Here is a 22,755-nt window from a genome sequence, read left to right on the forward strand (position 1 = left end):
CTTGAAAGAAGATAATAAATCATGAAACCAGCCCATACTCTACAAAAGCTCACCGGCCCGCAGTCCTGGGCTGAGCTGCCGTGGGGGGAGTACTATCGTGAAGCGCTCGAGCGGCAGTTGCAACCCTGGTGGCCCAAGCTGTTCGGTTTCCATCTGCTGAAGATGGGCATGCTCAGCGCCGAGCTGGCCACGGACAAATGCGCAATCTCCCACCAGGTTAACGTAGGGCTGGAGGGGGAAGGGCTGCAGGTGGTCGCCGATGCTTATCAACTGCCGTTCGCCGCCAAGTCGGTAGATGCCTGCCTGCTGGCGCATACGCTGTCCTATGCGGACGATCCGCACCGCATGCTGCGTGAAGTGGACAGGGTGTTGATCGACGACGGCTGGTTGGTCGTCAGCAGCTTCAATCCGTTCAGCCTGCTGGGATTGGGCAAGCTGGTGCCCGGGTTGCGTCGCCGCCAGCCCTATGTCAGCCGCATGTTTACCCAGATGCGGCTGCTGGATTGGCTCAGCCTGCTGAATTACGAGGTGTTGCACCAGGCGCGTTTTCACGTGCTGCCGTGGCACCGCAAGGGCGGCAAGTTTTTATGTACCCATTTGCCGGCGCTGGGCTGCATGAGCGTGATTGTGGCGCGTAAGCGCACCTTGCCGCTGACGCCTACGCCGATGAAACTGGGGGCGAGAAAGCCGTCTCTCAGCCGCGCGGTGGGCGCGACCAAGAGCTATCGCAAGCTGCCTTAGGCTTCCGGTTGGTAACCGACGTCTTCCTGCGTCGGTTTGCCGGCCGCCTCGCGCGCCAGCACGTCACAACGTTCGTTCTCCGGATGGCCGGCGTGGCCCTTGACCCATTCCCATTTCACCTCGTGGCGCTGAATGGCCTGATCCAGCCGCTGCCACAGATCGACATTTTTGACCGGTTTTTTGTCGGCGGTTTTCCAACCGCGTTTCTTCCAGTTATGGATCCAGCTGGTGATGCCCTGGCGCACGTACTGGCTGTCGGTACTGAGCGTCACGGCGCAGGGGACGGTCAGCGCTTCCAGCGCCACGATCGCCGCCATCATTTCCATGCGGTTATTGGTGGTCAGACGAAATCCTTCGCTGAAGGTTTTTTCCGTCTGCTTATAGCGTAGTATCGCGCCGTAGCCACCGGGGCCGGGGTTGCCAAGGCAGGAGCCGTCGGTGAAAATTTCTACCTGTTTGAGCATCTCTGGTAGACTCTTCCTATCAGTTTTATAAAAGCCAAGTCTGACATAAACGAGCGCTGTGAGCACTGCAATATGATCTCTACAACCACCAGACAGATTGTCCTCGATACCGAAACCACCGGTATGAACAAGCTTGGGGTGCACTACGAAGGGCACCGCATCATCGAAATCGGTGCGGTGGAGGTGATTAACCGCCGCCTGACCGGGCGCAACTTCCACGTTTACATCAAGCCGGATAGGCTGGTGGATCCGGAAGCCTACGGCGTACACGGCATCAGCGACGACTTCCTGGCCGACAAGCCGACCTTCGATCAGGTTGCCGAGGAATTTCTCGACTTTATCCGCGGCGGCGAGCTGGTGATCCATAACGCGGCGTTCGATATCGGCTTTATGGATCACGAATTCCGCATGTTGCAGCAGGGCATCCCGAAGACCGAGACCTTCTGCACCATCACCGACAGCCTGTTGATGGCGCGTCGCCTGTTCCCGGGCAAGCGCAACAACCTCGATGCCTTGTGCAGCCGTTATGAGATAGATAACAGCAAGCGTACGCTGCACGGCGCATTGCTCGATGCCGAGATCCTGGCGGAAGTCTATCTGGCGATGACCGGCGGTCAGACCTCGATAGCGTTCCAGATGGAGGGGGATACCCAGCAAAATGACGCCGCGCAAGAAATACAGCGTATCGTCCGCCCGGCTACGGCGATGAAAGTGGTCTACGCCAGCGACGAAGAAATAAAGGCGCACGAGGCGCGTCTGGATCTGGTGGCAAAAAAGGGCGGTAGCTGCCTGTGGCGCGGGGCGCCGGCGGAATAACGGCGTTTTTGCGTGAAAAAACCTCACCGGATGAATCTTCGTTGAAAAACTGTGCAAACGGTTCATTTGCGGAGAAAAAGGCGTTGACGGAACCGAGAGGCGTCCGTAATATGCGCCTCGTTCCCCCGCAAGAGGGAATGGCGCGGAGCGGTAGTTCAGTTGGTTAGAATACCTGCCTGTCACGCAGGGGGTCGCGGGTTCGAGCCCCGTCCGTTCCGCCACTATTCAGAAGTCCTGAGTTAGCGATAACTCAGGGCTTCGTCGTTTCCGTTCTCTGAAAAACGGTGCGGCCCAATCAACGGGGCCGGCGGACCGGCCCCTTATCCTCAGAATAACACCGAATAGTTCAAGCCGAAGGTGCGTCCGCGGCCTTTATAGCTGTACAGCTCAGGCGAGCCGTAGGTCGGGCTGTACAGGATCGGCGCGCGTTGGCCCCAAACGGTGGTGTACTCCTTGTCCAGCAGGTTTTCCACGCTGAAGCTGATTTTTCCTACCGGCAGGGTATAGCTGCCGAGGAAGTCGACGGTGTTGTAGCCATCGATCTTGCGGCCCTGAGTGGAGTTGGCTTTGGTGTAATCGCCGTCGTCCGACACGTCGAAGGTTTGCTGCGACTGTAAGCGCAGATTCCAGTCGCCCGGCGCCCAGCCGACATAAGCGGTGACTTTCGATGGGCTGGCGGTATCGACCACCAGCTTCTTCCATTCGCCGTTGACCTTGGTTTCGGAACGGATGAGGTTGAAGTTGGTACCGGCGCTCCAGTCGCTGTCTTCAAAGAAATAATCCACCGCGCCTTCCAGCCCATAGATGCGCCGCTTGTCCGCATTGACGTTGATGGTCATGTCGGTTTTGTTGATGGCGATGCTCTTGTCGGACAGCGAGTAGTAGGCGGCGATTTGCGTGCGCAGGTTATCGCCGGTATAGCGCCAGCCCAGCTCGTAGGCATTGACCTTGATGCCTTCCAGTTTGGAATCGCCGACGTTGACGCTCTTCAGCAATTGATAATGGCTGCCGTTCAACGCGTAGGTGCCGTTGCCGTAATATTTGCCCGGATCCGGGATCTCGAAGCCCTGAGAGAAGTTGAACCAGGTTTGCTGGCGCTCGGTCAGATGTGCCAACAGGCCGGCATTGAACAGCGCGTTGTTGTAGTCGGTTTTCCCTCCCGGTATAGCGTCGGCGGACGTCGCGGCGCCGGTGGCGATCGCCTGCTGCTGGTTATAACCGACGAAGTCATCAATCTTGTTTTCGGTGTACTGGTAACGCACGCCGCCGCTCAGGGTGAAGATGGGATTGATGTCGTAACTGGCCTGCAGGAACGACGCCAGGTTGCTGGTGGTATAGCTCGGGTAGCGGCCGGTGCCGTAAGCGTTCTCCAGCGTCATGCCGCCGGACTGTTGGGCCTTCGCCAGGTCGAAGAACTGCTGGTTGGCGTTGAAGCTCTCATGCTCGGCGTCGATGCCGTAAGTCAGCGTCAGCGCGTCGACAGGTTTGCTGTTTAACGTCAGTTTGCCGCCGTAAAAATCGGTTTTTTGCTGCGAAGCGCCAATGCTGCTGACGTAATAGTTCGGCGCTTTGCCCGCCAGCGTTGGGAATGGGTAGAAGGTCAACGTTTCGTCGCGATAGTAGACCTGCGCCACCAGATCCTGGCCGAGGAAATCGGTGTTGGAATATTGCAGGTTGATCAGGTGGCGCTCGGTGCCGGGGATGCGATCGGAGTTTAAGTTACCGCTGTTGTACGCCTTGGCGTTGCCGGTCACCGCCGCGAAGTTTTCCCCCAGAAACAGGCCGTGATCGCCGTCGGACTGGCTTTTGTAGTATTGGGTGGTCAGCTGCAGCTGTTGATGATCGTCGATGTTGAGGGTGCCGGTGCCCATCACATCGAGGCGATTGGAATACTGCAGGCCGGTTTGGGTATTGTCGATCAATACCTCATTGCCTTTGCCGTCATACCAGCCGCCATAGCGCTGGTAAGAAACGGACAGGCGCCCCGAGGCGTTGTCGTTGCCGCCGCTGACCGCCGCCGCCACGTTCTCGTCGTGATCGTTATGGCCGCCAAAGCCGGTTTTACCGCCGACCTGCAACTCGACCTGCTGTTCCTGTTGCCCTTTTTTGGTGACGATATTGATCAGGCCGCCGGTGCTGCCGCCGCCGTACAGCGAGGTCGCGCCGGAAATCACCTCGATATGATCGATATTGAACGGATCGATCGAATCCAACTGGCGGCTGTCGCTGCGCGATGAATTCAGGCGCACGCCGTCAATCATCACCATCATCGAGCGGCCGCGCATATTCATGCCATAGTTGGTGCGGCCCTGGCCGCTGACGTCCATGCCGGGGATCAGCTGCGCCAACATGTCCTTGATCTCTTTGCCGCCCTGAACCTGCTGTTCGATCTCCTGACTTTCGATCACCCAGGTGGTCTGCGCCATTTCCGCCATGCTACGGTGTGAACGGCTGGCTGAGACCACCATCTGCTCTTCGGCGCCGGCTTTCTGATCTTCGGCCCAGGCCGCTGGCGCAAGCATTGCCAGCAGACAAGGGTTCAAAACCCAAAGGTGTTTGCGTTTCATCGTTATTTATTTCCCAGGTGATATTGTTATTGCGTTATTTTTGAGAATGATTCTTTTATCAATAACGTTTCTTGTTATCAATAAAATCATGATATGATTTTTTGCGATACATTAACGTAATTAATTAGTTTTATTGACATTTTACCCGCTGCGCGATCGAGCAACCCACGCCGTCAACACGGCAGCCGATCGGCCATACGTTCAAGCGACAGCCGTTGCCGGAGAATCGAGAACATGTCCGCCAGCTACAGAATTTTTGATATCACCTTGAAAAGCAAAATACTGATTTCACCTTCGCTGGTGCGCTGCGTGTTTGAAGGTGCGGATATTCATCGGATGAAGCTGGAAGCGCCGGATCAGCGCATCAAACTGCTGTTCCCGGCGGCGGACGGCCAGATCCCGCAATTGGCCAATAGCCCGGACTGGTACGGCGATTACATGGCGATCCCCAAAGAGCGGCGCCCGGTGATGCGCACTTATACGCTGCGTGCGCTGCGCCGTGAGCAGAATCAGATGGACGTCGAGTTCGTGCTGCATGGCGTGAACGGCCCGGCCTCCGCCTGGGCGACTCACGCCGAGCCGGGTGATGCCATTCAGACCGTCGCCCCCAACGCTGACTTCGACGGCGACAGCGGCGGCTACGAATGGACGCCGCCGGCGCAGTTGCAGCAGGCGCTGTTGATCGCCGATGAAACGGCCGTGCCGGCGGCGATGGGCATTCTGGAGCAATTGGCGCAGCAGGCTAATCCGCCGCGCGTGCAGGCGTTCTTCGAAGTGCCGCAGGCGGGGGATTGCCTGGATTTGACCCGTTTCCCGTTCGCCGAGGTTTACTGGCTGCCGCGCGATGTGGGCCGCCAATTGGCGCACGGCACGTTGCTGGTGGAAGCGGTGCGCCAGCGGGTGGATATCCCCGCGTCGGCCTGTGCGCAGGCGCAGTCCCTGGTGGAAAGCAGCCTGAGCGATGAGGTGTTGTGGGAGCGGGCAGCTGGCAGCAACGCTTTCTACGCCTGGGTGGCGGCCGAGTCTTCCACGGTGAAAACGCTGCGGCGTTACCTGATCGGCGAACGCGATCTGGACCGCGCTACCGTTAACTTTATGGCCTACTGGTGTTGAGTGCGCCGTCCTTTTCCGGCATCGGCGCTGGAGGCGCAGCAGGCCGCCGCACGGATGATGACGCGCGGCGACAAGCTGGCGGCGATCGGCGCGGAGCCTTTATCTCTCTGCCGAACATCGACGTGCCAATCGCCGGCTGGGAGCGTGTTTAATCAGTCGAGACGCAGAAAGCTGTCGGCGTCGCGCCAGGCCGGGAAGGCGTTGCGGTAACTCTGCAGGGTTTCCAGCGACAGCTCAGCGTCCAGCTGCGCGGCTGCGCCGGGCTCGGCATCCGCCAGGATCTCGCCCTGCGGGCTGATGATCAGGCTGTCTCCGCTGTAGTTCAGGCCGTTGGCATCGTCGCCCACCCGGTTGCAGCCCGCCACATACACCTGATTTTCAATCGCCCGCGCCGCCAGCAGCGTTTGCCAATGGCGGCTGCGCGGCGCCGGCCAGTTGGCGACGTACAGCGCCAGATCGTAATCCTGCTGATAGCGCGCCCAGACCGGGAAACGCAGGTCGTAGCAGATCTGCGGCAGGATGCGCCAGCCGCGCCACTCGAAGATTTCACGCCGGTTGCCGGCCTGGTAGTGCAGGTGTTCGCCGGCCATGCGGAACAGATGGCGTTTATCATAGGCATGCACCTGGCCGCTCGGCTCCACCAGCAGGAAGCGGTTGACCGCGCCCTCGTCAGTTTTCAGCGCCACGCTGCCGCCGATTAACGCATGGCTTTTCACCGCCCAACCGTGCAGCCAGTCGATCACCTGCTGTTCGGGCAGGGCGCTCTCGCCGGCATCCATGGCGAAACCGGTGGTGAACATTTCCGGCAAGACGATGAGATCACGCCCGGCGATCGGCGCCAGCAACGCGTCGAAGGCGGCCAGGTTAGCGAGGCCGTCGCGCCAGACCAGCGGTTGCTGCAACAGGGTAATTTTTAAAGTCGACATAACCGCTCCGCAGCTGCATCCAGCGTGGCGTCCTGTTTCGCGAAGCACAGCCGGATCAATTTATGAGGGAAAGGATCGGCACAGAAGACCGACAGCGGAATGGCCGCCACGCCCACGTGCTCGGTTAACCAATGGCAGAACGCTACATCGTCCAGATCGGAGATGGCGCTGTAGTCCGCCAGCAAGAAGTATGTACCGGCGCAGGGTAAAATTTCCAGTCGGCTGCTCGCCAGCGCCTGCACAAAGCGATCTCGCTTGGCGCGATAGAACGCCGGCAGCTGTCGCCAGTGCTCCGGCTCGGCGCGCAGGCTATCCGCCAGCGCCAGCTGCGCCGGAGTATTGACCGAAAAGGTCAGGTATTGATGCACCTTGCGCACCTCAGCGCTCAGCGCGGCGGGCGCCACGCAGTAACCCACTTTCCAGCCGGTCATGTGGAAGGTTTTTCCGAAAGAGGAGACCGCGATCGCCCGTTGGCGCAGCTGCGGGTGGGCCAACACGCTGGCGTGGCCGCCTTTGGCGAAGCAGATGTGTTCGTAAACCTCGTCGCTGAGCACGTAGATTTCGCGTTCGGCGATGGCGTGCCACAGCTGTTGCATGTCTTCCGCCTGCCAGGCGGTGGCGGACGGGTTGTGCGGCGTGTTGACGATCACCAGGCGGGTGCGCGGCGACAGCGCGGCGGCGAACCGTTGCCAATCCACGGCAAACGCGGGCGGCTGCAGGGCGAGGCGTTTGAGTACGCCGCCCGCCAGCGTCACCGCCGGCGCGTAGCTGTCGTAGCTCGGATCGAAACAGACCACCTCATCGCCGGGGCGCACCAGCGCGGTGATGGCGGCGAACAGCGCTTCGGTGGCGCCGGCGGTGACGGTCACTTCGCCGCCGGCGTCCGGCTGCCAGCCATACAGCTCGGCGGTTTTGTCGGCGATGGCTTCGCGCAGCGCCGCCACGCCGGTCATCGGCGCATATTGGTTGGCGCCCTGGGCGACGTGCCAGGCCAGGCGTTCTTTCAGGTAGTCCGGCCCGTCGAAATCAGGGAAGCCCTGCGACAGGTTGATCGCCTGATGCTGCTGCGCCAGCGCGCTCATTTGGGTGAAGATGGTGGTGCCCAGGGCAGGCAGTTTACTTTCGGGAATCAATGCGGAAGTGCTCATAGCAGGTGAATACTCCAGGCGCTTATATTGCCGTCAATATAACACGATGCTAGTATTTGGCAATCAAGACGCTTAGATGGCTAAATGCGAAAAAGTGCTTAGCCCGCCACGCGGCAGGCAACGTTTCATCTGCCGGCCGCCTTACCGAACGGGAAACGATAACAATGACGGAGAATCCGCAACTTACCGCATTACTGGCGGCCTGCCACTGGATTGGCGACAAAGGCTGGTGTCCGGCGACCGGCGGCAACATGTCGCTGCGCCTCGACGAACGCCAGTGCCTGGTCACCGAATCCGGCAAAGACAAAGGCAGCCTGAGCGCCGCCGATTTTCTGCAGGTGGATATCGCCGACAATCATGTGCCGAGCGGCCGTACGCCGTCGGCGGAAACCGGGCTGCATACGCTGCTCTATCGCTTGTACCCGCACCTTGGCGCGGTGTTGCATACCCATTCCGTCAACGCCACCGTGTTGTCGCGGGTGGAACGCGGCGATGCGTTGGTGCTGCAGGGGTACGAAATGCAAAAGTCGCTCGCCGGTCAGCGCAGCCACCTGGACAGCGTGGCGATCCCCATTTTCGATAACGATCAGGACATTCCCCGGCTGGCGTCGCGCGTCGCGGCCTATGCCGAGGTCACGCCGCTGCAGTACGGTTTTCTGGTGCGCGGCCACGGTCTCTATTGCTGGGGAAGTCAGGTGGCGGAAGCCCGCCGCCATCTCGAAGGGCTGGAATTCCTGTTCCAGTGTGAACTGCAACGTCGCTTGCTGGAGGCGAAATGATCCGCGCTATCGTGACCGATATTGAAGGCACCACCAGCGATATTCGCTTCGTGCACCAGGTATTGTTTCCCTATGCCCGCGAACGGCTGGCGGATTTTGTACGCCGTCACGCCACGGAGAGCGAAGTCGCCGCGCCGCTGGCGGCGCTGCGCGCTGAAATTGACCAGCCGCAGGCGGATCTCGACGCGCTGATCGCCGCGCTGTACCGCTTTATGGATGAAGACCGCAAATCCACCGCGCTCAAGGCGCTGCAGGGCATCATCTGGCGCAGCGGCTATCGCGAAGGGGATTTCCGCGGGCATCTGTACCCGGAGGTTGCGGGGCAGTTGGCCGCCTGGCAGCGTCAGGGGCTGAAGCTTTACGTCTATTCCTCCGGTTCGGTGGAAGCGCAGAAGCTGCTGTTCGGCCACAGCAGCGCCGGCGATCTGCAGCCGCTGTTCAGCGGCTATTTCGACACGCACGTCGGCGCCAAGCGTGAAACCGCGTCGTACCGCAACATTGCGCAGGCTATCGGCATCGCGCCCGACGAACTGTTGTTCCTGTCCGATATCCACCAGGAACTGGACGCCGCGCAGGCCGCCGGCTGGCATACCTGCCAGCTGATCCGCGATGAGGCGGATGCACAGAGCCGGCATCCGCAGGTCAGCCGTTTTGATCATATCGATTTAGGGGAGTTTGTCTCATGAGTGGATTGACCATTTTCAGTGATACAGCGCCGCAGCAGCCGCTGTGGCAGAGCCGCGACGCGCAGGAAATCCAGCGGCAGCTGGCGCAGATCGGCGTGCGCTTTGAGCGTTGGCAGGCGGATCGCGAACTGGGCGACAATCCGCAGCCGCAGGCGGTGATCGCCGCCTACCAGCATGAGATCGACCGGCTGGTGGCGGAAAAGGGCTACCAGAGCTGGGACGTGATCAGCATGCGGCCGGACCACGAACAGCGTCAGGCGCTGCGCGAAAAATTCCTGTCCGAACACACGCACGGTGAGGATGAAGTGCGCTTTTTCGTTGAAGGGGCGGGGCTGTTTTGCCTGCATCTGGACGGCAAGATCTTCCAGATCCTGTGCGAAAAGAACGATCTGATCTCAGTGCCGGCCAACACCCGTCACTGGTTCGATATGGGCTCGGCGCCGCACTTTACCGCGATCCGGGTATTTGACAACCCGGAGGGCTGGGTGGCGCATTTCACCGGCGACACGATCGCCGATGCCTATCCGCGTCTGGACTGATCGTCAACCGGCGGGCGTTAACCCAGTGTCCGCCGGAAAATCCCCGCTTCAACCTGCTGCGGCGTGATCACGCCGCTGTCGAACACCCACCCGCTGATGAGTTTTGCCGGCGTGACGTCGAACGCCGGATTGTAGACCGGCGCCTTGGCCGGCGCCCACTGGCAGGTGCCGAAGCTGCCTGAAACGCCGGTGACTTCGGCCGCCGCGCGTTGCTCGATCGGGATGGCGGCGCCGTCCGGACAGTGCGGATCGTGGGTGGTGTGCGGGGCGGCCACGTAGAACGGGATGCCGTGATAGTGCGCCAGCACCGCCAGGCTGTAGGTGCCAATCTTGTTGGCGACGTCGCCGTTGGCGGCGATGCGATCCGCGCCGACCCATACCGCATCGACCTGGCCTTGCGCCATCAGGCTGGCGGCCATTGAATCGCAGATCAGACGATAGGGAATGCCCAGCTCGCCCAGTTCCCAGGCGGTCAGGCGGCCGCCCTGCAGCAGCGGCCGGGTTTCATCGACCCATACTTGTTGCACCTTGCCCTGCTGGTGGGCGCGCAGCAGCACCCCGATAGCGGTGCCGACGCCGGCGGTGGCCAATCCGCCGGTATTGCAGTGGGTCAGCAGGCGGCTGCCGGGCTTGACCAGCCCTGCGCCGCGATCGGCGATGCGATCGCACAGCAGGCGATCCTCCTCCACCAACCGCAGCGCTTCGTCCACCATCGCCGGCGCCCAGTCAGGTTCCGCCAGCGCCAACTTCATGCGATCCAGATTGTTCATCAGGTTAACCGCCGTCGGGCGGGCGGCGCGCAGCGTGTGCAGCGCCTGCTCCAGCTCGGCGCGCGGCAGACCGCGTTCCGCGAGCAGCGCCAACAGCAGGCTGGCGGACAGCCCGATCAGCGGAGCGCCGCGCACCCGCAGGCTGTGAATGTGCCCGACCAACTCTTCCACGCTGTCGCAAGCGCGCCACCGCTTTTCCTGCGGCAGGGCTTGCTGATCGAGGATCCAAAGGCGGTTATCTCGCAGGGTCAAACTGGTGGTGTTAAGCGCTTGCATCGGCGGTTAATTCCTTGTTGCGTGGTTATTGCATCTGAAACGCTATTCTGCCAACATGACTTCCAGATGTATAGACGTCCAAATGCTTTTACGTCTAAATAATCAGAGTTGCTGGGTCAGTGAGAGAGAACAGAGGGGTTGGGGAATGTCGCTTTATCGTACGTTTACGGCTGCCGATGCCGTTGAATATGCCCGCCAATACGGGCAGGTGGCCGAACCGCAGGCGCTGGTGAGCGCCGACGAGATCGGTGACGGCAACCTGAACCTGGTGTTCAAGATCCGCGATCGTGAAGGTGTGAGCCGGGTGATCGTCAAACAGGCGCTGCCCTACGTGCGCTGCGTGGGCGAATCCTGGCCGCTGACGTTGGATCGGGTGCGCATCGAAGCGGAAACGCTGCTGGTCCACGGCGGTTTCTGCCCGCGGCATACGGTAAAAGTCTTGCATCACGATCCCGAGTTGGCGGTGATGGTGCAGGAAGATCTCTCCGATCATCGCATCTGGCGCAGTGAACTGGTGCAGGGGAACTATCATCCGCTGGCGGCCGGGCAACTGGCGGAATACCTGGCGCAGACGCTGTTTCACACCTCCGATTTTTATCAGTCGGCGCAGCAGAAAAAGGCGGAAGTCAGCCGTTTCACCAACCCCGAACTGTGTCAGATCACCGAAGATCTGTTCTTTACCGATCCCTATATCGACCATGAGCGCAATCAGTTCGAGGCGGCGCTGTTGCCGCAGGTGCAGGCGCTGCGCGAGGATGCGCCGCTGAAGTTGGCGGTCGCCGGCCTGAAACATCGCTTCCTCAGCAAGGCGGAGGCGCTGTTGCACGGGGATATCCACAGCGGTTCGATCTTCGTGGCGGAAGGGCGATTGAAAGCGATCGACGCCGAATTCGGTTTCTACGGCCCGATCGGTTTCGATGTCGGCACTGCGTTAGGCAACCTGCTGCTCAACTATTGCGGCCAGCCGGGGCTGTTCGGGCCGCGCGACGCCGCCGCCGGGCGCGAGCAGCGGCTGCAGGATGTGCGCGAGCTGTGGCTGATCTTTGCCGATCGCTTTCTGGCGCTGTGCCATCAGCAAAGCCGCGATGCGGCGCTGGCGACGCCGGGTTACGCCGAGCAGTTCCTGCAGCAGGTCTGGATTGATGCGGTAGGGTACTGCGGCACCGAGCTGATTCGGCGCACTATCGGCCTGGCGCACGTCGCCGATCTGGACAGCATCGCCGACGCCGACATGCGCCTCGACTGTCAGCGTCACGCCCTGGGATTGGGGCGCACGCTGATCGTCAATGCGCCGCAGATCGAGCATATCGACGCGCTGTTGGCGCGCATTCGTCAGCAGGGCTGAAAAGGCGGGTGCTCGTGGATCCTGCCTGACACCATCAGCCAACGGGCGGGGCGAACCCCGCCGTTGGGTTGCCTTACCGTCCGGATTCGTAAGCCAAAGTGGCCGCAACCTCCGAGTCTCCCAACCTGATGCGCAGTTCGCACAGCGAACCGCGGGTTAGCCAGATGAACGCGAGCAGCGTCATACAGACGATCACCAGTTTAAGTACGACCCGTTTTTGCTGCATTTTTGACCTCCCTATCCTTGCCTTGCGGCGGGTAAGAGGCTAACCTGATGTTGCTAGGCATCAGAGTGGCCTCGGGTTGATAATATCGACTCGGGGCCTTTCTCTTTCTCTCCTTTGCCAAGGCTCCGGACAGAAAGATCCAGAGCACCCGCCGCGCGGTCTACCCGAACTTCCTTCCTGTGAAATCCGCCGTTGCGCCAACCTGCGGCGTGGTGCGCAGTTTGTCCTGAAAGCAAAAGAAAAAAGGGGCGATGATGATCGCCCCTTGGATGCGTGGAGTGGGAATTGGCGTTAAGCCGCTTCGGTCTGCTGCTGGCGCTTAGACTGCGCCGCCGGCTTTTCCGGCTTGGCGGCCGCCAGCGCATCCGGCGCAAAGTCGTCCACGTTGATGGAGCGCAGGCGGCTCTCTTCGGCTTTCACCAGGATCTTCGCTTCGTCGGCGCTGATCTTGCCTTCTTCCAGCGCGCGCTCCGCCAAACGATCCAGACGGGTGAACGGCAGGTTTTTGCCGGCCGCCTTGCACAGACGTTCGTGAATCGGCTCGGCGGCCATCACGTCGGCCAGCGCCGCTTCCAGCAGGCCGATTGGGTTATGCTCGCTCGGCGTCAGGTACTGGCCGCGCCCCAGACGGCTGCGGGTGGCGGAAGGCACCTGCAGGATCTTGGCCAACTGATGATCCAGGCGATCGGACGGCGCAGTATGCACGCGGCCGAACGGGAAGACCACGAAGCGCAGCGCGCCGGCGATAAAGCGGTTCGGGAAGTTGCGCAGCAGATCATCCAGCGCCTGTTCGGCTTTATGCAGGCTGTCTTGCACGCCCCAATGCACCAGCGGCAGATCTTCTTTCTGACGGCCTTCGTCGTCAAAGCGTTTCAGCACGGCGGAAGCCAAATACATCTGGCTGAGGATATCCCCCAGGCGAGCGGAGATGCGCTCACGGCGCTTCAGGCTGCCGCCCAGCACGCCCATGGAAACGTCCGACAGCAGCGCCAGGTTGGCGCTCAGGCGGTTCAGCTGCTGATAGTAACGACGGGTCGCGTCCTTGGTTGGCGTGGCGCTGGTGCGGCCGTTGGTCAGGCCCAGCCAGAAGCTGCGTACCTTGTTGCTGCCGACGTGACCCAGGTGGCCGAACAGCGATTTATCGAAGGCGTTCAGATCGTTGTTCTGCGCCGCCGCCATTTCATCCAGCACATAAGGATGGCAGCGGATCGCGCCCTGACCGAAGATCATCATGGTGCGGGTCAGGATGTTCGCGCCTTCCACCGTGATGGCGATCGGTGCCCCCTGATAAGCGCGAGCCAGGAAGTTGGATTCGCCCAGCATGATGCCTTTACCGCCGGCGATATCCATGGCGTCAACGATCGACTGCTGGCCGCGGTGCGTGCAGTGGTATTTGACGATGGCCGACAGCACGGCCGGCTTCTCGCCCTGCACCAGCGCATAGGTGATCAGCGAAGCGGCGGCGTCCATCACATAGGTGTTGCCGGCGATGCGCGCCAACGGTTCCTCGATCCCTTCCATCTTGCCGATGGAGATCTTGAACTGACGGCGAATGTGCGCGTAGGCGCCGGTCGCCAGGGCGATGGATTTCAGGCTGCCGGTAGAGTTGGACGGCAGGGTGATGCCGCGACCGACCGACAGGCACTCAACCAGCATGCGCCAGCCCTGGCCGGCCATTTTCGGCCCGCCGATGATGTAATCGATCGGCACGAACACGTCGGTGCCGCGGGTCGGGCCGTTCTGGAACGGCACGTTCAGCGGAAAGTGACGGTTGCCGATTTCCACGCCCGGGGTGCTGGTCGGGATCAGCGCACAGGTGATGCCCGGTGATTCGTTGTCGCTCAGCAGGCGGTTCGGGTCATGCAGTTTGAACGCCAGGCCCAGTACGGTGGCGACCGGCGCCAACGTGATGTAGCGCTTGTTCCAGGTCAGGCGCATGCCCAGCACCTGCTTGCCTTGCCATTCGCCCATGCACACGGTGCCGACGTCCGGGATCGCGCCGGCATCGGAACCCGCTTCCGGGCTGGTCAGCGCGAAGCATGGGATTTCGTCGCCGCGCGCCAGGCCCGGCAGATAGTGGTTTTTCTGTTCTTCGGTGCCGTAGTGCTGCAGCAGTTCGCCCGGGCCGAGGGAGTTCGGCACGCCGACGGTGATCGCCAGGATGCCGGAAACGCCGGCCAGTTTTTGCAGCACCATCGCCTGAGCGTAAGGGGAGAATTCCAGACCGCCGTACTCTTTCTTGATGATCATCGCGAAGAAACGGTGTTCTTTCAGGTACGCCCAGAGTTCTGGCGGCAGATCGGCCAGTTCGTGGGTGATCTGGAAGTCGTTGGCCATGCGGCAGGCTTCTTCCACCGGGCCGTCGATAAACGCCTGCTCTTCTTCCGTCAGGCGCGGTTTCGGGTAGCTGTGCAGCTTGTTCCAGTCCGGCGCACCGCGGAACAGATCGCCTTCCCACCAAGTGGTGCCGGCGTCGATCGCTTCCTTCTCGGTGGTGGACATCGGCGGCATCACCTTGCGGAAGGCGCGCAGCGCCGGCGCGGAGAGCAGGGAACGGCGCACAGAGGAAAGGTTCAGCGGCAGCAGCACGATCGCCAGCGGCAGCAACAGCCAGAAGCTCCACAGGCCGATAGCGCCCATGACGGCGGTGTACGCCACCAGGATCAGGCTGCTGAGGGTAAGGTTCACTCGGTGGTAGAACACCACGCCGAGGAGAGCCAGGAAAACGACGATACTAAGAACTATCATAAGAAGCTCCGAAGTAGTAAGAGGTCTGACCTGTTGTGTGTATGTAATAGGTTTTAGTACAAGGCAGAATTTTTATCAATGCGTTTACAGTTTAATTACAACTCAGGTCACAAACTGACAGCACCAATCATCAAAAACCTCTCCGCTTCCTTAACCGGCGCGCTGTTTGGCCGAGAATGCTTCTCGCTGTTTCCGCGATCCGGTACACTGCGGAGCGGAAGATTTGACGATAACAAGAGGTTCCTCATGTACCACGACCTTATTCGCAGTGAACTGAACGAAGCGGCTGATACCCTGGCGAAATTTATCAATGACGACGCCAACATCGACGCCATCCAACGCGCGGCGGTGCTGCTGGCGGATTCCTTCAAAGCCGGCGGTAAAGTGATTTCCTGCGGCAACGGCGGTTCCCATTGCGACGCGATGCATTTCGCCGAAGAGCTGACCGGCCGCTACCGCGAAAACCGCCCGGGCTACCCGGCGATTGCCATCTCGGACGTGAGCCACCTGTCCTGCGTCAGCAACGACTTCGGCTATGAGTATGTGTTCTCGCGCTATGTGGAAGCGGTGGGCCGCGAAGGCGACGTGCTGCTGGGCATTTCCACCTCCGGCAACTCCGGCAACATCATCAAGGCTATCGATGCGGCGCGTGCCAAGGGGATGAAAGTGATCACCCTGACCGGCAAGGACGGCGGCAAGATGGCGGGTTCCGCCGATGTGGAAATTCGCGTGCCGCACTTCGGCTACGCCGACCGCATTCAGGAAATCCACATCAAAGCGATTCACATCTTGATTCAGCTGATCGAAAAAGAGATGGTTAAGGCTTAATAGCCTTCGGGGAGCTGCGGCTCCCCATGAATAAGACGGCGGGCGCCGCATGTATGCCGTGCCCGCACAGTCTGTGTCAGTGTGGTTAAGGAGTGCTGGCGATGTGTGAACTGCTCGGGATGAGCGCAAACGTACCGACCGATATCTGCTTCAGCTTTACCGGCCTGGTACAGCGCGGCGGCCGCACCGGGCCGCATAAGGATGGCTGGGGCATTACCTTCTATGAAGGGAACGGCTGCCGCACATTCAAGGATCCGCAGCCGAGCTTCAACTCGCCGATCGCCCGCCTGGTGCAGGACTACCCGATCAAGTCTTGCGCGGTGGTGTCCCATATTCGCCAGGCCAACCGCGGCGAAGTGGCGTTGGAAAACACCCATCCGTTCACCCGCGAACTGTGGGGCCGCAACTGGACCTACGCGCACAACGGCCAATTGAAAGGCTATCGTCAGTTGGATACCGGCACGTTCCGCCCGGTCGGCCAGACTGACAGCGAATATGCCTTCTGCTGGCTGCTGCACCAGCTGGCGCTGAAATATCCGCGCACCCCGAGCCAGTGGCCGGCGGTGTTCCGCTATATCGGCCTGTTGGCGAGCCAGCTGCGCAAGAAAGGGGTATTTAACATGCTGTTGTCGGACGGGCGCTTCGTGATGGCCTATTGCTCCACCAACCTGTATTGGATCACGCGCCGCGCGCCGTTCGGCAAGGCGACGCTACTGGATCAGGACGTGGAGATCGATTTTCAGCAGCAGACCACACCGAACGATGTGGTCACGGTGATCGCCACCCAACCGCTGACCGCCAACGAAACCTGGCACAAGATTGAGCCAGGCGAGTTCGCGTTATTTCACTTCGGTGAGCGGCTTGTTCTGAGCGAAGGGGTTGGTGTTGGGCGTCGGGCTGGCTGACGCGTACTGCGTCATCATGCCGCCGCTGCTCATCAGCGGTTGACCCAAGACGTACTGGCCATTGACCACGCCCATTGTCGGCGGTTGGCGGTTCTTCGCGAAGTAATCATAGCCCGGCTTCAGCTGGCGCCAGAAGGCGATATAGCTGGATGACGCATGGCGTTTCAGGTTCTGTTCGGTCATGCGGAACGGGTAGATGCTGATGTCGACGCGGCTTTGGCCATAGGCGAAGGCGGCTTCGACGTAGCGATAGATCTCATCCATATAGGTGTTGGTCATCGCGTAACAGCCGATCGATTTACATTCGCCGTGGATCATCAGATAAGCGCCGGAATAGCCCTGCGACTTATCGTAATCGTTAGGGAAACCGATATTGATCGCCCGATAATACTTGCTGTCGGGTTTCAGATGGCGCGCGTCAACGCTATAAAAGCCTTCAGGACTTTTAAAGTCGCCTTCACGACGTTTAGGACCCAGCCCGCCGGAGAAATTACAGATCGGGAACGTGTTGACCAGGCGGAATTCATTGCCCATTCTGGCATACAATTCCAGCTTGCGTTCCTCTTTGAAGATCTGAATATAGACCGGCGAACCCAATAATTGCTGTTTAACTACCGGCGCTTCGGGTACCTGCTCGCTGGCGCTGCAGGCCGTGATCATCGGCATAGAAACAAGCATCGCAAACAACAGCGCGATTTTGCTCATTATAATTCCTGCTTATATTTATCTGCCGGCGTAATCAACCTGGCCAGCATGCCACTGATTATTGTTTTTACTGCTGCAAAACACCGCCAGATTACCAGCGCGTTTATTTTTAGCAATACGTGATATGTATAAAAAAACGACAAAGCTCGATAAAAGTGAAATGACCGGCAGATTTTAACGATAAGTAGTGAAAAACAGGCGAAATTTAATTGCGTTTGCTTGACCCAAGTCACGACGGAACGCAGAACAATGTTGCGAACAATGTTAATATTCTCTCTTCAATTTAACGCGCGGTGGCGATTGAAGCGGCGGGGGTTATGGCATATAACCCGGCCGTTTCGGTGGTTATTTGGCTACAGGCCGTTAACACATCGATTGTCACGCAAATAACGGAGAGGGGGGAATCAAGGGAATGCGCGTTACCCCATATATTCACTGCGAGAAAGTTCATGTTGGGCGTGCCGTCGTGTGCACTGCCCGGCAATCCTGGCATCGTCCGCACCCGCCTCTGGGGCCGGGCAGACGTGTAAACCAAACTACATCGTATAAATCCTATGATTAAGATCAGAAAAGGGTTAGATCTGCCGATAGCCGGGGTTCCGGTTCAGGCGATCCAAGATGGCCCGAACATTCAGCATGTCGCCCTGCTTGGGGAAGAGTATGTCGGAATGCGCCCCTCCATGCTGGTGCAGGAAGGCGATACCGTTAAGAAAGGCCAGGCGTTGTTCGAAGACAAGAAAAACCCCGGGGTTTTCTTCACGGCACCCGCCAGCGGCCGCATCGCCGCGATTAACCGCGGCGAGCGGCGCGTCTTGCAATCGGTGGTGATTGCGCTGGAAAACGGCGGCGACGATCAGCTCGAGTTCGCGCACTACCCGCTGGGTGAACTGAGCCAGCTACCGCGCGAACAGGTCGAAAGCGAACTGATCGCCAGCGGCCTGTGGACCGCGCTGCGCACCCGCCCGTTCAGCAAGACGCCGGCTCCCGGCAGCGAACCGCGCGCCATTTTCGTCACCGCGATGGACACCCAACCGTTGGCCGCCGATCCGCAGGTGATCATCGCCGAGCAGCAGGCGGCGTTCAACGCCGGGCTGGTGGTGCTGGCGCGCCTGACGGCGGGCAAGGTGCACGTGTGCCATGCCGCCGGCGCTTCGGTTGGCCAGCAGAGCGGCCCGCAGATCGCCTACAGCGAATTTGCCGGCCCGCATCCCGCCGGGCTGGCGGGCACCCACATTCACTTCCTTGAACCGGTCAGCCTGAAGAAAACCGTTTGGCACATCGGTTACCAGGATGTCATCGCCATCGGCACGCTGTTCACCACCGGCAAGCTCGATACCCGCCGTGTGGTGGCGCTGGCCGGGCCGCAGGTGGCGCAGCCGGCGCTGCTGCGCACCCGTCTGGGGGCCAGCCTCGATGAGCTGACCGCCGGCCGCCTGAAAGGCGGCGAGAATCGGGTGATCTCCGGTTCGGTGCTGAACGGCATGCACGCCGCCGGGCCGAACGCCTGGCTCGGCCGCTTCCACTCGCAGGTGTCGGTGTTGGAGGAAGGGCGCGACAAAGAGCTGTTCGGTTGGATCGTGCCCTCACCGAACAAATTCTCCATTACCCGCACCACGCTGGGCCACTTCCTGAAGAACAAACTGTTCGCTTTCTCAACCACCACTAACGGCGGCGAGCGCGCCATGGTGCCGATCGGCAACTATGAGCGGGTGATGCCGCTGGATATTTTGCCGACGCTGCTGCTGCGCGATTTGCTGGCGGGCGACAGCGACAGCGCGCAAGCGCTGGGCTGCCTGGAACTGGATGAGGAAGATCTGGCGCTGTGCACCTTCGTTTGCCCCGGCAAGTATGAGTACGCGCCGGTGCTGCGCGAGGTGCTGACCAAGATTGAGCAGGAAGGATAACCGATGGGCCTGAAGAATTATTTCGAGAAGATAGAGCATCACTTCACGCCGGGCGGCAAACTGGAAAAGTGGTACCCGCTGTATGAAGCGACCACCACGGTGTTTTACACCCCCGGCACGGTGACGCGCGGCGCTTCGCACGTGCGCGACGCCATCGATTTGAAACGCATGATGATCCTGGTGTGGCTGGCGGTGTTCCCGGCGATGTTCTGGGGCATGTACAACGTCGGCCAGCAGGCAATCCCGGCGCTGCACCATCTGTACAGCGGCGACGCGCTGCAACAGGTGCTGGCGGGCGACTGGCATTATCGCCTGGCGCAGTGGCTCGGCGCCTCGCTGGCGGCCGACGCCGGCTGGGTCAGCAAGATGGTGCTGGGCGCCTGTTACTTCCTGCCGATCTACGCCGTGGTATTCGTCGTCGGCGGCTTCTGGGAAGTGCTGTTCGCCATTATCCGCAAGCATGAGGTCAACGAAGGCTTCTTCGTCACGTCCATCCTGTTCGCGCTGATCGTGCCGCCGACCCTGCCGCTGTGGCAGGCCGCGCTGGGCATCACCTTCGGCGTGGTGGTGGCCAAAGAGATCTTCGGCGGCACCGGGCGCAACTTCCTCAACCCGGCGCTGGCCGGCCGCGCCTTCCTGTTCTTCGCCTATCCGGCGCAGATCTCCGGCGATTTGGTGTGGACCTCCGCGGACGGTTTCTCCGGCGCGACGCCGCTGGCGCAGTGGAGCGCGGGCGGGGCGCACAGCCTGAGCAACGTGGCCACCGGCCAGTCCATCAGCTGGCTGGACGCTTTCCTCGGCAACATTCCCGGCTCGATCGGTGAGGTGTCCACGCTGATGATCCTGATCGGCGGGGCGATTATCCTGTTCGGCCGCGTGGCCTCCTGGCGCATCGTCGCCGGCGTAATGCTCGGCATGGTGGCTTCCGCCCTGTTGTTCAACGCCATCGGTTCGGACACCAACCCGATGTTCGCCATGCCGTGGTACTGGCATCTGGTGCTGGGCGGCTTCGCCTTCGGCATGATCTTTATGGCGACCGACCCGGTTTCCGCCTCCTTCACCAATAAGGGGAAATGGTGGTACGGCATTCTGATTGGCGTGATGTGCGTGCTGATTAGGGTAGTCAACCCCGCCTATCCGGAAGGCATGATGCTGGCGATCCTGTTCGCCAACCTGTTCGCGCCGCTGTTCGATTATCTGGTGGTGCAGGCCAACATCAAGCGGAGAAAAGCCCGTGGCGAATGAAGCGAAAAACGACGGCATCGGTAAAACGCTGCTGGTAGTGCTGCTGCTGTGTCTGGTGTGTTCAGTGGTGGTGGCGGGCTCCGCCGTCGGCCTGAAGTCCAAACAGCAGGAGCAAAAGCTGCTCGACAAGCAGCGCAATATTCTCGACGTAGCCGGCCTGTTGCAGCCGAAAATGGAGAGCGAGCAGGTCAAGCGCCTGTACAGCGAGCGCATCGAACCGCGCCTGGTGGATCTGAACAGCGGCGAGTTTGTCGCCGGCAAGGCGGCGGCGTTCGATCTGGGCGCCGCGCTGCGCGACGACGCCAAAAGCGTGGCGCTGGCGGCGGGCGACGATCCGGCCGGCATCAAGCGCCGCAGCAACCAGGCGGAAATCTACCTGGTGCGCGATGAAAGCGGCCAGGTGAACAAGATTGTGCTGCCGGTATACGGCACCGGTCTGTGGTCGATGATGTACGCCTTCGTGGCGCTGGATAATGACGGCAACACGGTCAAGGGCATCACCTACTACGACCAGGGGGAAACCCCGGGGCTGGGCGGGGAGGTCGAGAACCCGTCCTGGCGCCAGCAGTGGGTCGGCAAGCAGCTGTTCGACGACAATGGCCAGCCGGCGATCCGCGTGGTGAAAGGCGGCGCGCGTCAGGGGGATGTGCATGGTGTGGACGGCCTGTCCGGCGCCACGCTGACCTCCAACGGCGTACAGCATACGTTTGATTTCTGGTTGGGCGAGCACGGCTTCGGCCCGTTCCTGAAAAAAGTTCGTGAAGGAGCGCTGAAAAATGGCTGATTCCAAAGAGATAAAGCGGGTCCTGCTGGGGCCGCTGTTCGACAATAACCCGATCGCCCTGCAGGTGCTGGGCGTCTGTTCGGCGCTGGCGGTGACCACCAAGCTGGAGACGGCGGTGGTGATGACCATTGCGGTGACGCTGGTGACCGCGTTCTCCAGCTTCTTCATCTCGCTGATCCGTCATCATATTCCCAACAGCGTGCGCATCATCGTGCAGATGGCGATCATCGCCTCGCTGGTGATCGTGGTCGATCAGCTGCTGCGCGCTTATGCGTTCGAGATCTCCAAACAGCTGTCGGTGTTCGTCGGCCTGATCATCACCAACTGTATCGTGATGGGGCGCGCCGAGGCCTACGCCATGAAGTCGCCGCCGATCGAGAGCTTTATGGACGGCATCGGCAACGGGCTGGGCTACGGGGTGATCCTGGTGCTGGTCGGTTTCCTGCGCGAGCTGATCGGCTCCGGCAAGCTGTTCGGCGTGCCGGTGCTGGAAACGGTGCAGAACGGCGGCTGGTATCAGCCGAACGGCCTGTTCCTGCTGGCGCCGAGCGCGTTCTTCATCATCGGCCTGCTGATCTGGGTGCTGCGCACCCTGAAGCCGGCGCAGATCGAAAAGGAGTAAAGGCCGATGGAACACTATATCAGCCTGTTTGTGCGCGCGGTGTTCGTTGAGAACATGGCGCTGGCGTTCTTCCTCGGGATGTGTACCTTCCTGGCGGTGTCGAAGAAGGTCTCGACCGCCTTTGGCCTGGGCATCGCGGTGACCATCGTGCTCGGCATTTCGGTGCCGGTGAACAACCTGGTCTACAACCTGATCCTGCGCGACGGCGCGCTGGTGGAAGGCGTCGATCTGAGCTTCCTCAACTTCATCACCTTCATCGGCGTGATTGCGGCGCTGGTGCAGATTCTGGAGATGATCCTCGATCGTTTCTTCCCGTCGCTGTATAACGCGCTCGGCATCTTCCTGCCGCTCATCACCGTGAACTGCGCCATCTTCGGCGGCGTGTCCTTCATGGTGCAGCGCGACTACAACTTCGCCGAATCGGTGGTGTACGGCTTTGGTTCCGGCACCGGCTGGATGCTGGCGATCGTCGCCATGGCGGGGATCCGCGAAAAACTCAAGTATGCCAACGTGCCGGCAGGGCTGCGCGGCCTGGGCATTACCTTTATCACCACCGGACTGATGGCGCTGGGCTTCATGTCCTTCTCCGGTGTTCAGTTGTAAAGGCGGGAAGAATTT

At 60.6% G+C, this 22,755-nt stretch carries 22 protein-coding genes and 1 tRNA gene; 15 read left to right on the forward strand and 8 right to left on the reverse strand.

Annotated features, from left to right (window positions below; all coding sequences use genetic code 11):
• The first annotated feature begins 21 nt into the window (after window positions 1-21).
• Window positions 22-741, forward strand: a complete 720-nt coding sequence (locus IT763_RS03945) for a class I SAM-dependent methyltransferase (RefSeq protein WP_049300346.1) — start codon at window positions 22-24, stop codon at window positions 739-741.
• On the opposite strand, the gene rnhA is transcribed toward IT763_RS03945, so the two are convergent.
• Window positions 738-1,205, reverse strand: coding sequence for a ribonuclease HI (rnhA, locus tag IT763_RS03950; RefSeq protein ID WP_004930193.1), 468 nt, complete (start codon window positions 1,203-1,205; stop codon window positions 738-740). The genes IT763_RS03945 and rnhA overlap by 4 nt on opposite strands.
• A 72-nt stretch (window positions 1,206-1,277) precedes the next feature.
• On the opposite strand from rnhA, the gene dnaQ reads away from it, so the two are divergent.
• Window positions 1,278-2,021 (forward strand): DNA polymerase III subunit epsilon, encoded by a 744-nt coding sequence (gene dnaQ / locus IT763_RS03955; RefSeq protein ID WP_143778594.1) that lies wholly within the window; start codon window positions 1,278-1,280, stop codon window positions 2,019-2,021.
• Between the two features lie 144 nt (window positions 2,022-2,165).
• Window positions 2,166-2,242 (forward strand) — tRNA-Asp (locus IT763_RS03960).
• Between the two features lie 105 nt (window positions 2,243-2,347).
• Here IT763_RS03960 and IT763_RS03965 read toward each other — a convergent pair.
• Window positions 2,348-4,588, reverse strand: a complete 2,241-nt coding sequence (locus IT763_RS03965) for a TonB-dependent siderophore receptor (RefSeq protein WP_049299730.1) — start codon at window positions 4,586-4,588, stop codon at window positions 2,348-2,350.
• 234 nt (window positions 4,589-4,822) lie between these two features.
• Here IT763_RS03965 and IT763_RS03970 point away from each other — a divergent pair, with 234 nt between their 5' ends.
• The gene (locus IT763_RS03970) at window positions 4,823-5,701 is read left to right on the forward strand and encodes a siderophore-interacting protein (RefSeq protein ID WP_116403898.1); all 879 of its coding nucleotides are present in this window, start codon (window positions 4,823-4,825) and stop codon (window positions 5,699-5,701) included.
• Between the two features lie 152 nt (window positions 5,702-5,853).
• Here IT763_RS03970 and IT763_RS03975 read toward each other — a convergent pair whose 3' ends face one another.
• Both IT763_RS03975 and IT763_RS03980 read right to left on the reverse strand, forming a co-directional pair.
• Complete coding sequence (locus tag IT763_RS03975; RefSeq protein ID WP_206195196.1) at window positions 5,854-6,627, reverse strand: amidohydrolase; 774 nt, start codon at window positions 6,625-6,627, stop codon at window positions 5,854-5,856.
• Complete coding sequence (locus IT763_RS03980) at window positions 6,615-7,775, reverse strand: pyridoxal phosphate-dependent aminotransferase (RefSeq protein WP_016929000.1); 1,161 nt, start codon at window positions 7,773-7,775, stop codon at window positions 6,615-6,617. The genes IT763_RS03975 and IT763_RS03980 overlap by 13 nt, the downstream gene beginning before the upstream one ends.
• Before the next feature lie 164 nt (window positions 7,776-7,939).
• On the opposite strand from IT763_RS03980, the gene IT763_RS03985 reads away from it, so the two are divergent.
• From IT763_RS03985 to IT763_RS03995, 3 genes are read left to right on the forward strand one after another with little or no spacing between them, the layout of a single operon-like run.
• On the forward strand, window positions 7,940-8,554 hold the full coding sequence (locus IT763_RS03985; protein WP_016928999.1) for a methylthioribulose 1-phosphate dehydratase: 615 nt from the start codon (window positions 7,940-7,942) through the stop codon (window positions 8,552-8,554).
• Entirely contained in the window at window positions 8,551-9,240 is a 690-nt protein-coding gene (gene mtnC / locus IT763_RS03990; RefSeq protein WP_016928998.1) for an acireductone synthase, read from the forward strand. The genes IT763_RS03985 and mtnC overlap by 4 nt, the downstream gene beginning before the upstream one ends.
• A complete protein-coding gene (locus IT763_RS03995; protein ID WP_028127829.1) occupies window positions 9,237-9,779 on the forward strand; it encodes an acireductone dioxygenase in 543 nt (180 codons plus the stop codon). Before mtnC ends, IT763_RS03995 begins: the two co-directional genes overlap by 4 nt.
• Window positions 9,780-9,796: 17 nt before the next feature.
• Here IT763_RS03995 and mtnA read toward each other — a convergent pair whose 3' ends face one another.
• Window positions 9,797-10,825 carry an S-methyl-5-thioribose-1-phosphate isomerase gene (gene mtnA / locus IT763_RS04000; RefSeq protein ID WP_049299727.1) on the reverse strand — a complete coding sequence of 343 codons (1,029 nt, stop codon included), beginning with the start codon at window positions 10,823-10,825 and terminating at the stop codon, window positions 9,797-9,799.
• A 145-nt stretch (window positions 10,826-10,970) separates the two neighbouring features.
• Here mtnA and mtnK point away from each other — a divergent pair, with 145 nt between their 5' ends.
• Complete coding sequence (gene mtnK / locus IT763_RS04005) at window positions 10,971-12,170, forward strand: S-methyl-5-thioribose kinase (protein ID WP_206195197.1); 1,200 nt, start codon at window positions 10,971-10,973, stop codon at window positions 12,168-12,170.
• A gap of 73 nt (window positions 12,171-12,243) precedes the next feature.
• On the opposite strand, the gene IT763_RS04010 is transcribed toward mtnK, so the two are convergent.
• Together IT763_RS04010 and fadE are read right to left on the reverse strand one after the other, a co-directional pair.
• A complete protein-coding gene (locus IT763_RS04010) occupies window positions 12,244-12,396 on the reverse strand; it encodes a type I toxin-antitoxin system Hok family toxin (RefSeq protein WP_016928994.1) in 153 nt (50 codons plus the stop codon).
• 291 nt (window positions 12,397-12,687) lie between these two features.
• Window positions 12,688-15,144 (reverse strand): acyl-CoA dehydrogenase FadE, encoded by a 2,457-nt coding sequence (fadE, locus tag IT763_RS04015; protein ID WP_206195198.1) that lies wholly within the window; start codon window positions 15,142-15,144, stop codon window positions 12,688-12,690.
• Between the two features lie 246 nt (window positions 15,145-15,390).
• Here fadE and lpcA point away from each other — a divergent pair, with 246 nt between their 5' ends.
• Window positions 15,391-15,972, forward strand: a complete 582-nt coding sequence (gene lpcA, locus IT763_RS04020; protein ID WP_004930220.1) for a D-sedoheptulose 7-phosphate isomerase — start codon at window positions 15,391-15,393, stop codon at window positions 15,970-15,972.
• A 101-nt stretch (window positions 15,973-16,073) separates the two neighbouring features.
• Window positions 16,074-16,877, forward strand: a complete 804-nt coding sequence (locus IT763_RS04025; RefSeq protein ID WP_004930222.1) for a class II glutamine amidotransferase — start codon at window positions 16,074-16,076, stop codon at window positions 16,875-16,877.
• Here IT763_RS04025 and dpaA read toward each other — a convergent pair.
• Window positions 16,812-17,582, reverse strand: a complete 771-nt coding sequence (gene dpaA / locus IT763_RS04030; RefSeq protein ID WP_004930225.1) for a peptidoglycan meso-diaminopimelic acid protein amidase — start codon at window positions 17,580-17,582, stop codon at window positions 16,812-16,814. The two genes, IT763_RS04025 and dpaA, sit on opposite strands and share 66 nt — an antisense overlap.
• A 554-nt stretch (window positions 17,583-18,136) precedes the next feature.
• Between dpaA and IT763_RS04035 the strand changes: the two genes are divergently transcribed.
• From IT763_RS04035 to nqrE, 5 genes are read left to right on the forward strand one after another with little or no spacing between them, the layout of a single operon-like run.
• Complete coding sequence (locus IT763_RS04035) at window positions 18,137-19,486, forward strand: Na(+)-translocating NADH-quinone reductase subunit A (RefSeq protein ID WP_160126039.1); 1,350 nt, start codon at window positions 18,137-18,139, stop codon at window positions 19,484-19,486.
• Window positions 19,487-19,489: 3 nt separating this feature from the next.
• Window positions 19,490-20,731, forward strand: a complete 1,242-nt coding sequence (locus tag IT763_RS04040) for an NADH:ubiquinone reductase (Na(+)-transporting) subunit B (protein WP_016928991.1) — start codon at window positions 19,490-19,492, stop codon at window positions 20,729-20,731.
• Window positions 20,721-21,515, forward strand: coding sequence for a Na(+)-translocating NADH-quinone reductase subunit C (locus IT763_RS04045; protein ID WP_015376731.1), 795 nt, complete (start codon window positions 20,721-20,723; stop codon window positions 21,513-21,515). The genes IT763_RS04040 and IT763_RS04045 overlap by 11 nt, the downstream gene beginning before the upstream one ends.
• On the forward strand, window positions 21,508-22,137 hold the full coding sequence (locus tag IT763_RS04050; RefSeq protein ID WP_004930232.1) for an NADH:ubiquinone reductase (Na(+)-transporting) subunit D: 630 nt from the start codon (window positions 21,508-21,510) through the stop codon (window positions 22,135-22,137). Before IT763_RS04045 ends, IT763_RS04050 begins: the two co-directional genes overlap by 8 nt.
• 6 nt (window positions 22,138-22,143) lie before the next feature.
• Window positions 22,144-22,740: an NADH:ubiquinone reductase (Na(+)-transporting) subunit E gene (gene nqrE / locus IT763_RS04055; RefSeq protein WP_004930235.1), complete on the forward strand. Its 597-nt coding sequence runs from the start codon at window positions 22,144-22,146 to the stop codon at window positions 22,738-22,740.
• Window positions 22,741-22,755 lie beyond the last annotated feature (15 nt).

The sequence above is a fragment of the Serratia sp. CMO1 genome (genome assembly GCF_015689115.1).
GTDB lineage: Bacteria > Pseudomonadota > Gammaproteobacteria > Enterobacterales > Enterobacteriaceae > Serratia > Serratia marcescens.

Excerpts from the sequence above, each read along its gene's own strand:
- IT763_RS03945 (WP_049300346.1), top strand. The coding sequence starts at position 22 with ATGAAACCAGCCCATACTCTACAAAAGCTCACCGGCCCGCAGTCCTGG.
- rnhA (WP_004930193.1), bottom strand. The coding sequence starts at position 1,205 with ATGCTCAAACAGGTAGAAATTTTCACCGACGGCTCCTGCCTTGGCAAC.
- dnaQ (WP_143778594.1), top strand. The coding sequence starts at position 1,278 with ATGATCTCTACAACCACCAGACAGATTGTCCTCGATACCGAAACCACC.
- IT763_RS03965 (WP_049299730.1), bottom strand. The coding sequence starts at position 4,588 with ATGAAACGCAAACACCTTTGGGTTTTGAACCCTTGTCTGCTGGCAATG.
- IT763_RS03970 (WP_116403898.1), top strand. The coding sequence starts at position 4,823 with ATGTCCGCCAGCTACAGAATTTTTGATATCACCTTGAAAAGCAAAATA.
- IT763_RS03975 (WP_206195196.1), bottom strand. The coding sequence starts at position 6,627 with ATGTCGACTTTAAAAATTACCCTGTTGCAGCAACCGCTGGTCTGGCGC.
- IT763_RS03980 (WP_016929000.1), bottom strand. The coding sequence starts at position 7,775 with ATGAGCACTTCCGCATTGATTCCCGAAAGTAAACTGCCTGCCCTGGGC.
- IT763_RS03985 (WP_016928999.1), top strand. The coding sequence starts at position 7,940 with ATGACGGAGAATCCGCAACTTACCGCATTACTGGCGGCCTGCCACTGG.
- mtnC (WP_016928998.1), top strand. The coding sequence starts at position 8,551 with ATGATCCGCGCTATCGTGACCGATATTGAAGGCACCACCAGCGATATT.
- IT763_RS03995 (WP_028127829.1), top strand. The coding sequence starts at position 9,237 with ATGAGTGGATTGACCATTTTCAGTGATACAGCGCCGCAGCAGCCGCTG.
- mtnA (WP_049299727.1), bottom strand. The coding sequence starts at position 10,825 with ATGCAAGCGCTTAACACCACCAGTTTGACCCTGCGAGATAACCGCCTT.
- mtnK (WP_206195197.1), top strand. The coding sequence starts at position 10,971 with ATGTCGCTTTATCGTACGTTTACGGCTGCCGATGCCGTTGAATATGCC.
- IT763_RS04010 (WP_016928994.1), bottom strand. The coding sequence starts at position 12,396 with ATGCAGCAAAAACGGGTCGTACTTAAACTGGTGATCGTCTGTATGACG.
- fadE (WP_206195198.1), bottom strand. The coding sequence starts at position 15,144 with ATGATAGTTCTTAGTATCGTCGTTTTCCTGGCTCTCCTCGGCGTGGTG.
- lpcA (WP_004930220.1), top strand. The coding sequence starts at position 15,391 with ATGTACCACGACCTTATTCGCAGTGAACTGAACGAAGCGGCTGATACC.
- IT763_RS04025 (WP_004930222.1), top strand. The coding sequence starts at position 16,074 with ATGTGTGAACTGCTCGGGATGAGCGCAAACGTACCGACCGATATCTGC.
- dpaA (WP_004930225.1), bottom strand. The coding sequence starts at position 17,582 with ATGAGCAAAATCGCGCTGTTGTTTGCGATGCTTGTTTCTATGCCGATG.
- IT763_RS04035 (WP_160126039.1), top strand. The coding sequence starts at position 18,137 with ATGATTAAGATCAGAAAAGGGTTAGATCTGCCGATAGCCGGGGTTCCG.
- IT763_RS04040 (WP_016928991.1), top strand. The coding sequence starts at position 19,490 with ATGGGCCTGAAGAATTATTTCGAGAAGATAGAGCATCACTTCACGCCG.
- IT763_RS04050 (WP_004930232.1), top strand. The coding sequence starts at position 21,508 with ATGGCTGATTCCAAAGAGATAAAGCGGGTCCTGCTGGGGCCGCTGTTC.
- nqrE (WP_004930235.1), top strand. The coding sequence starts at position 22,144 with ATGGAACACTATATCAGCCTGTTTGTGCGCGCGGTGTTCGTTGAGAAC.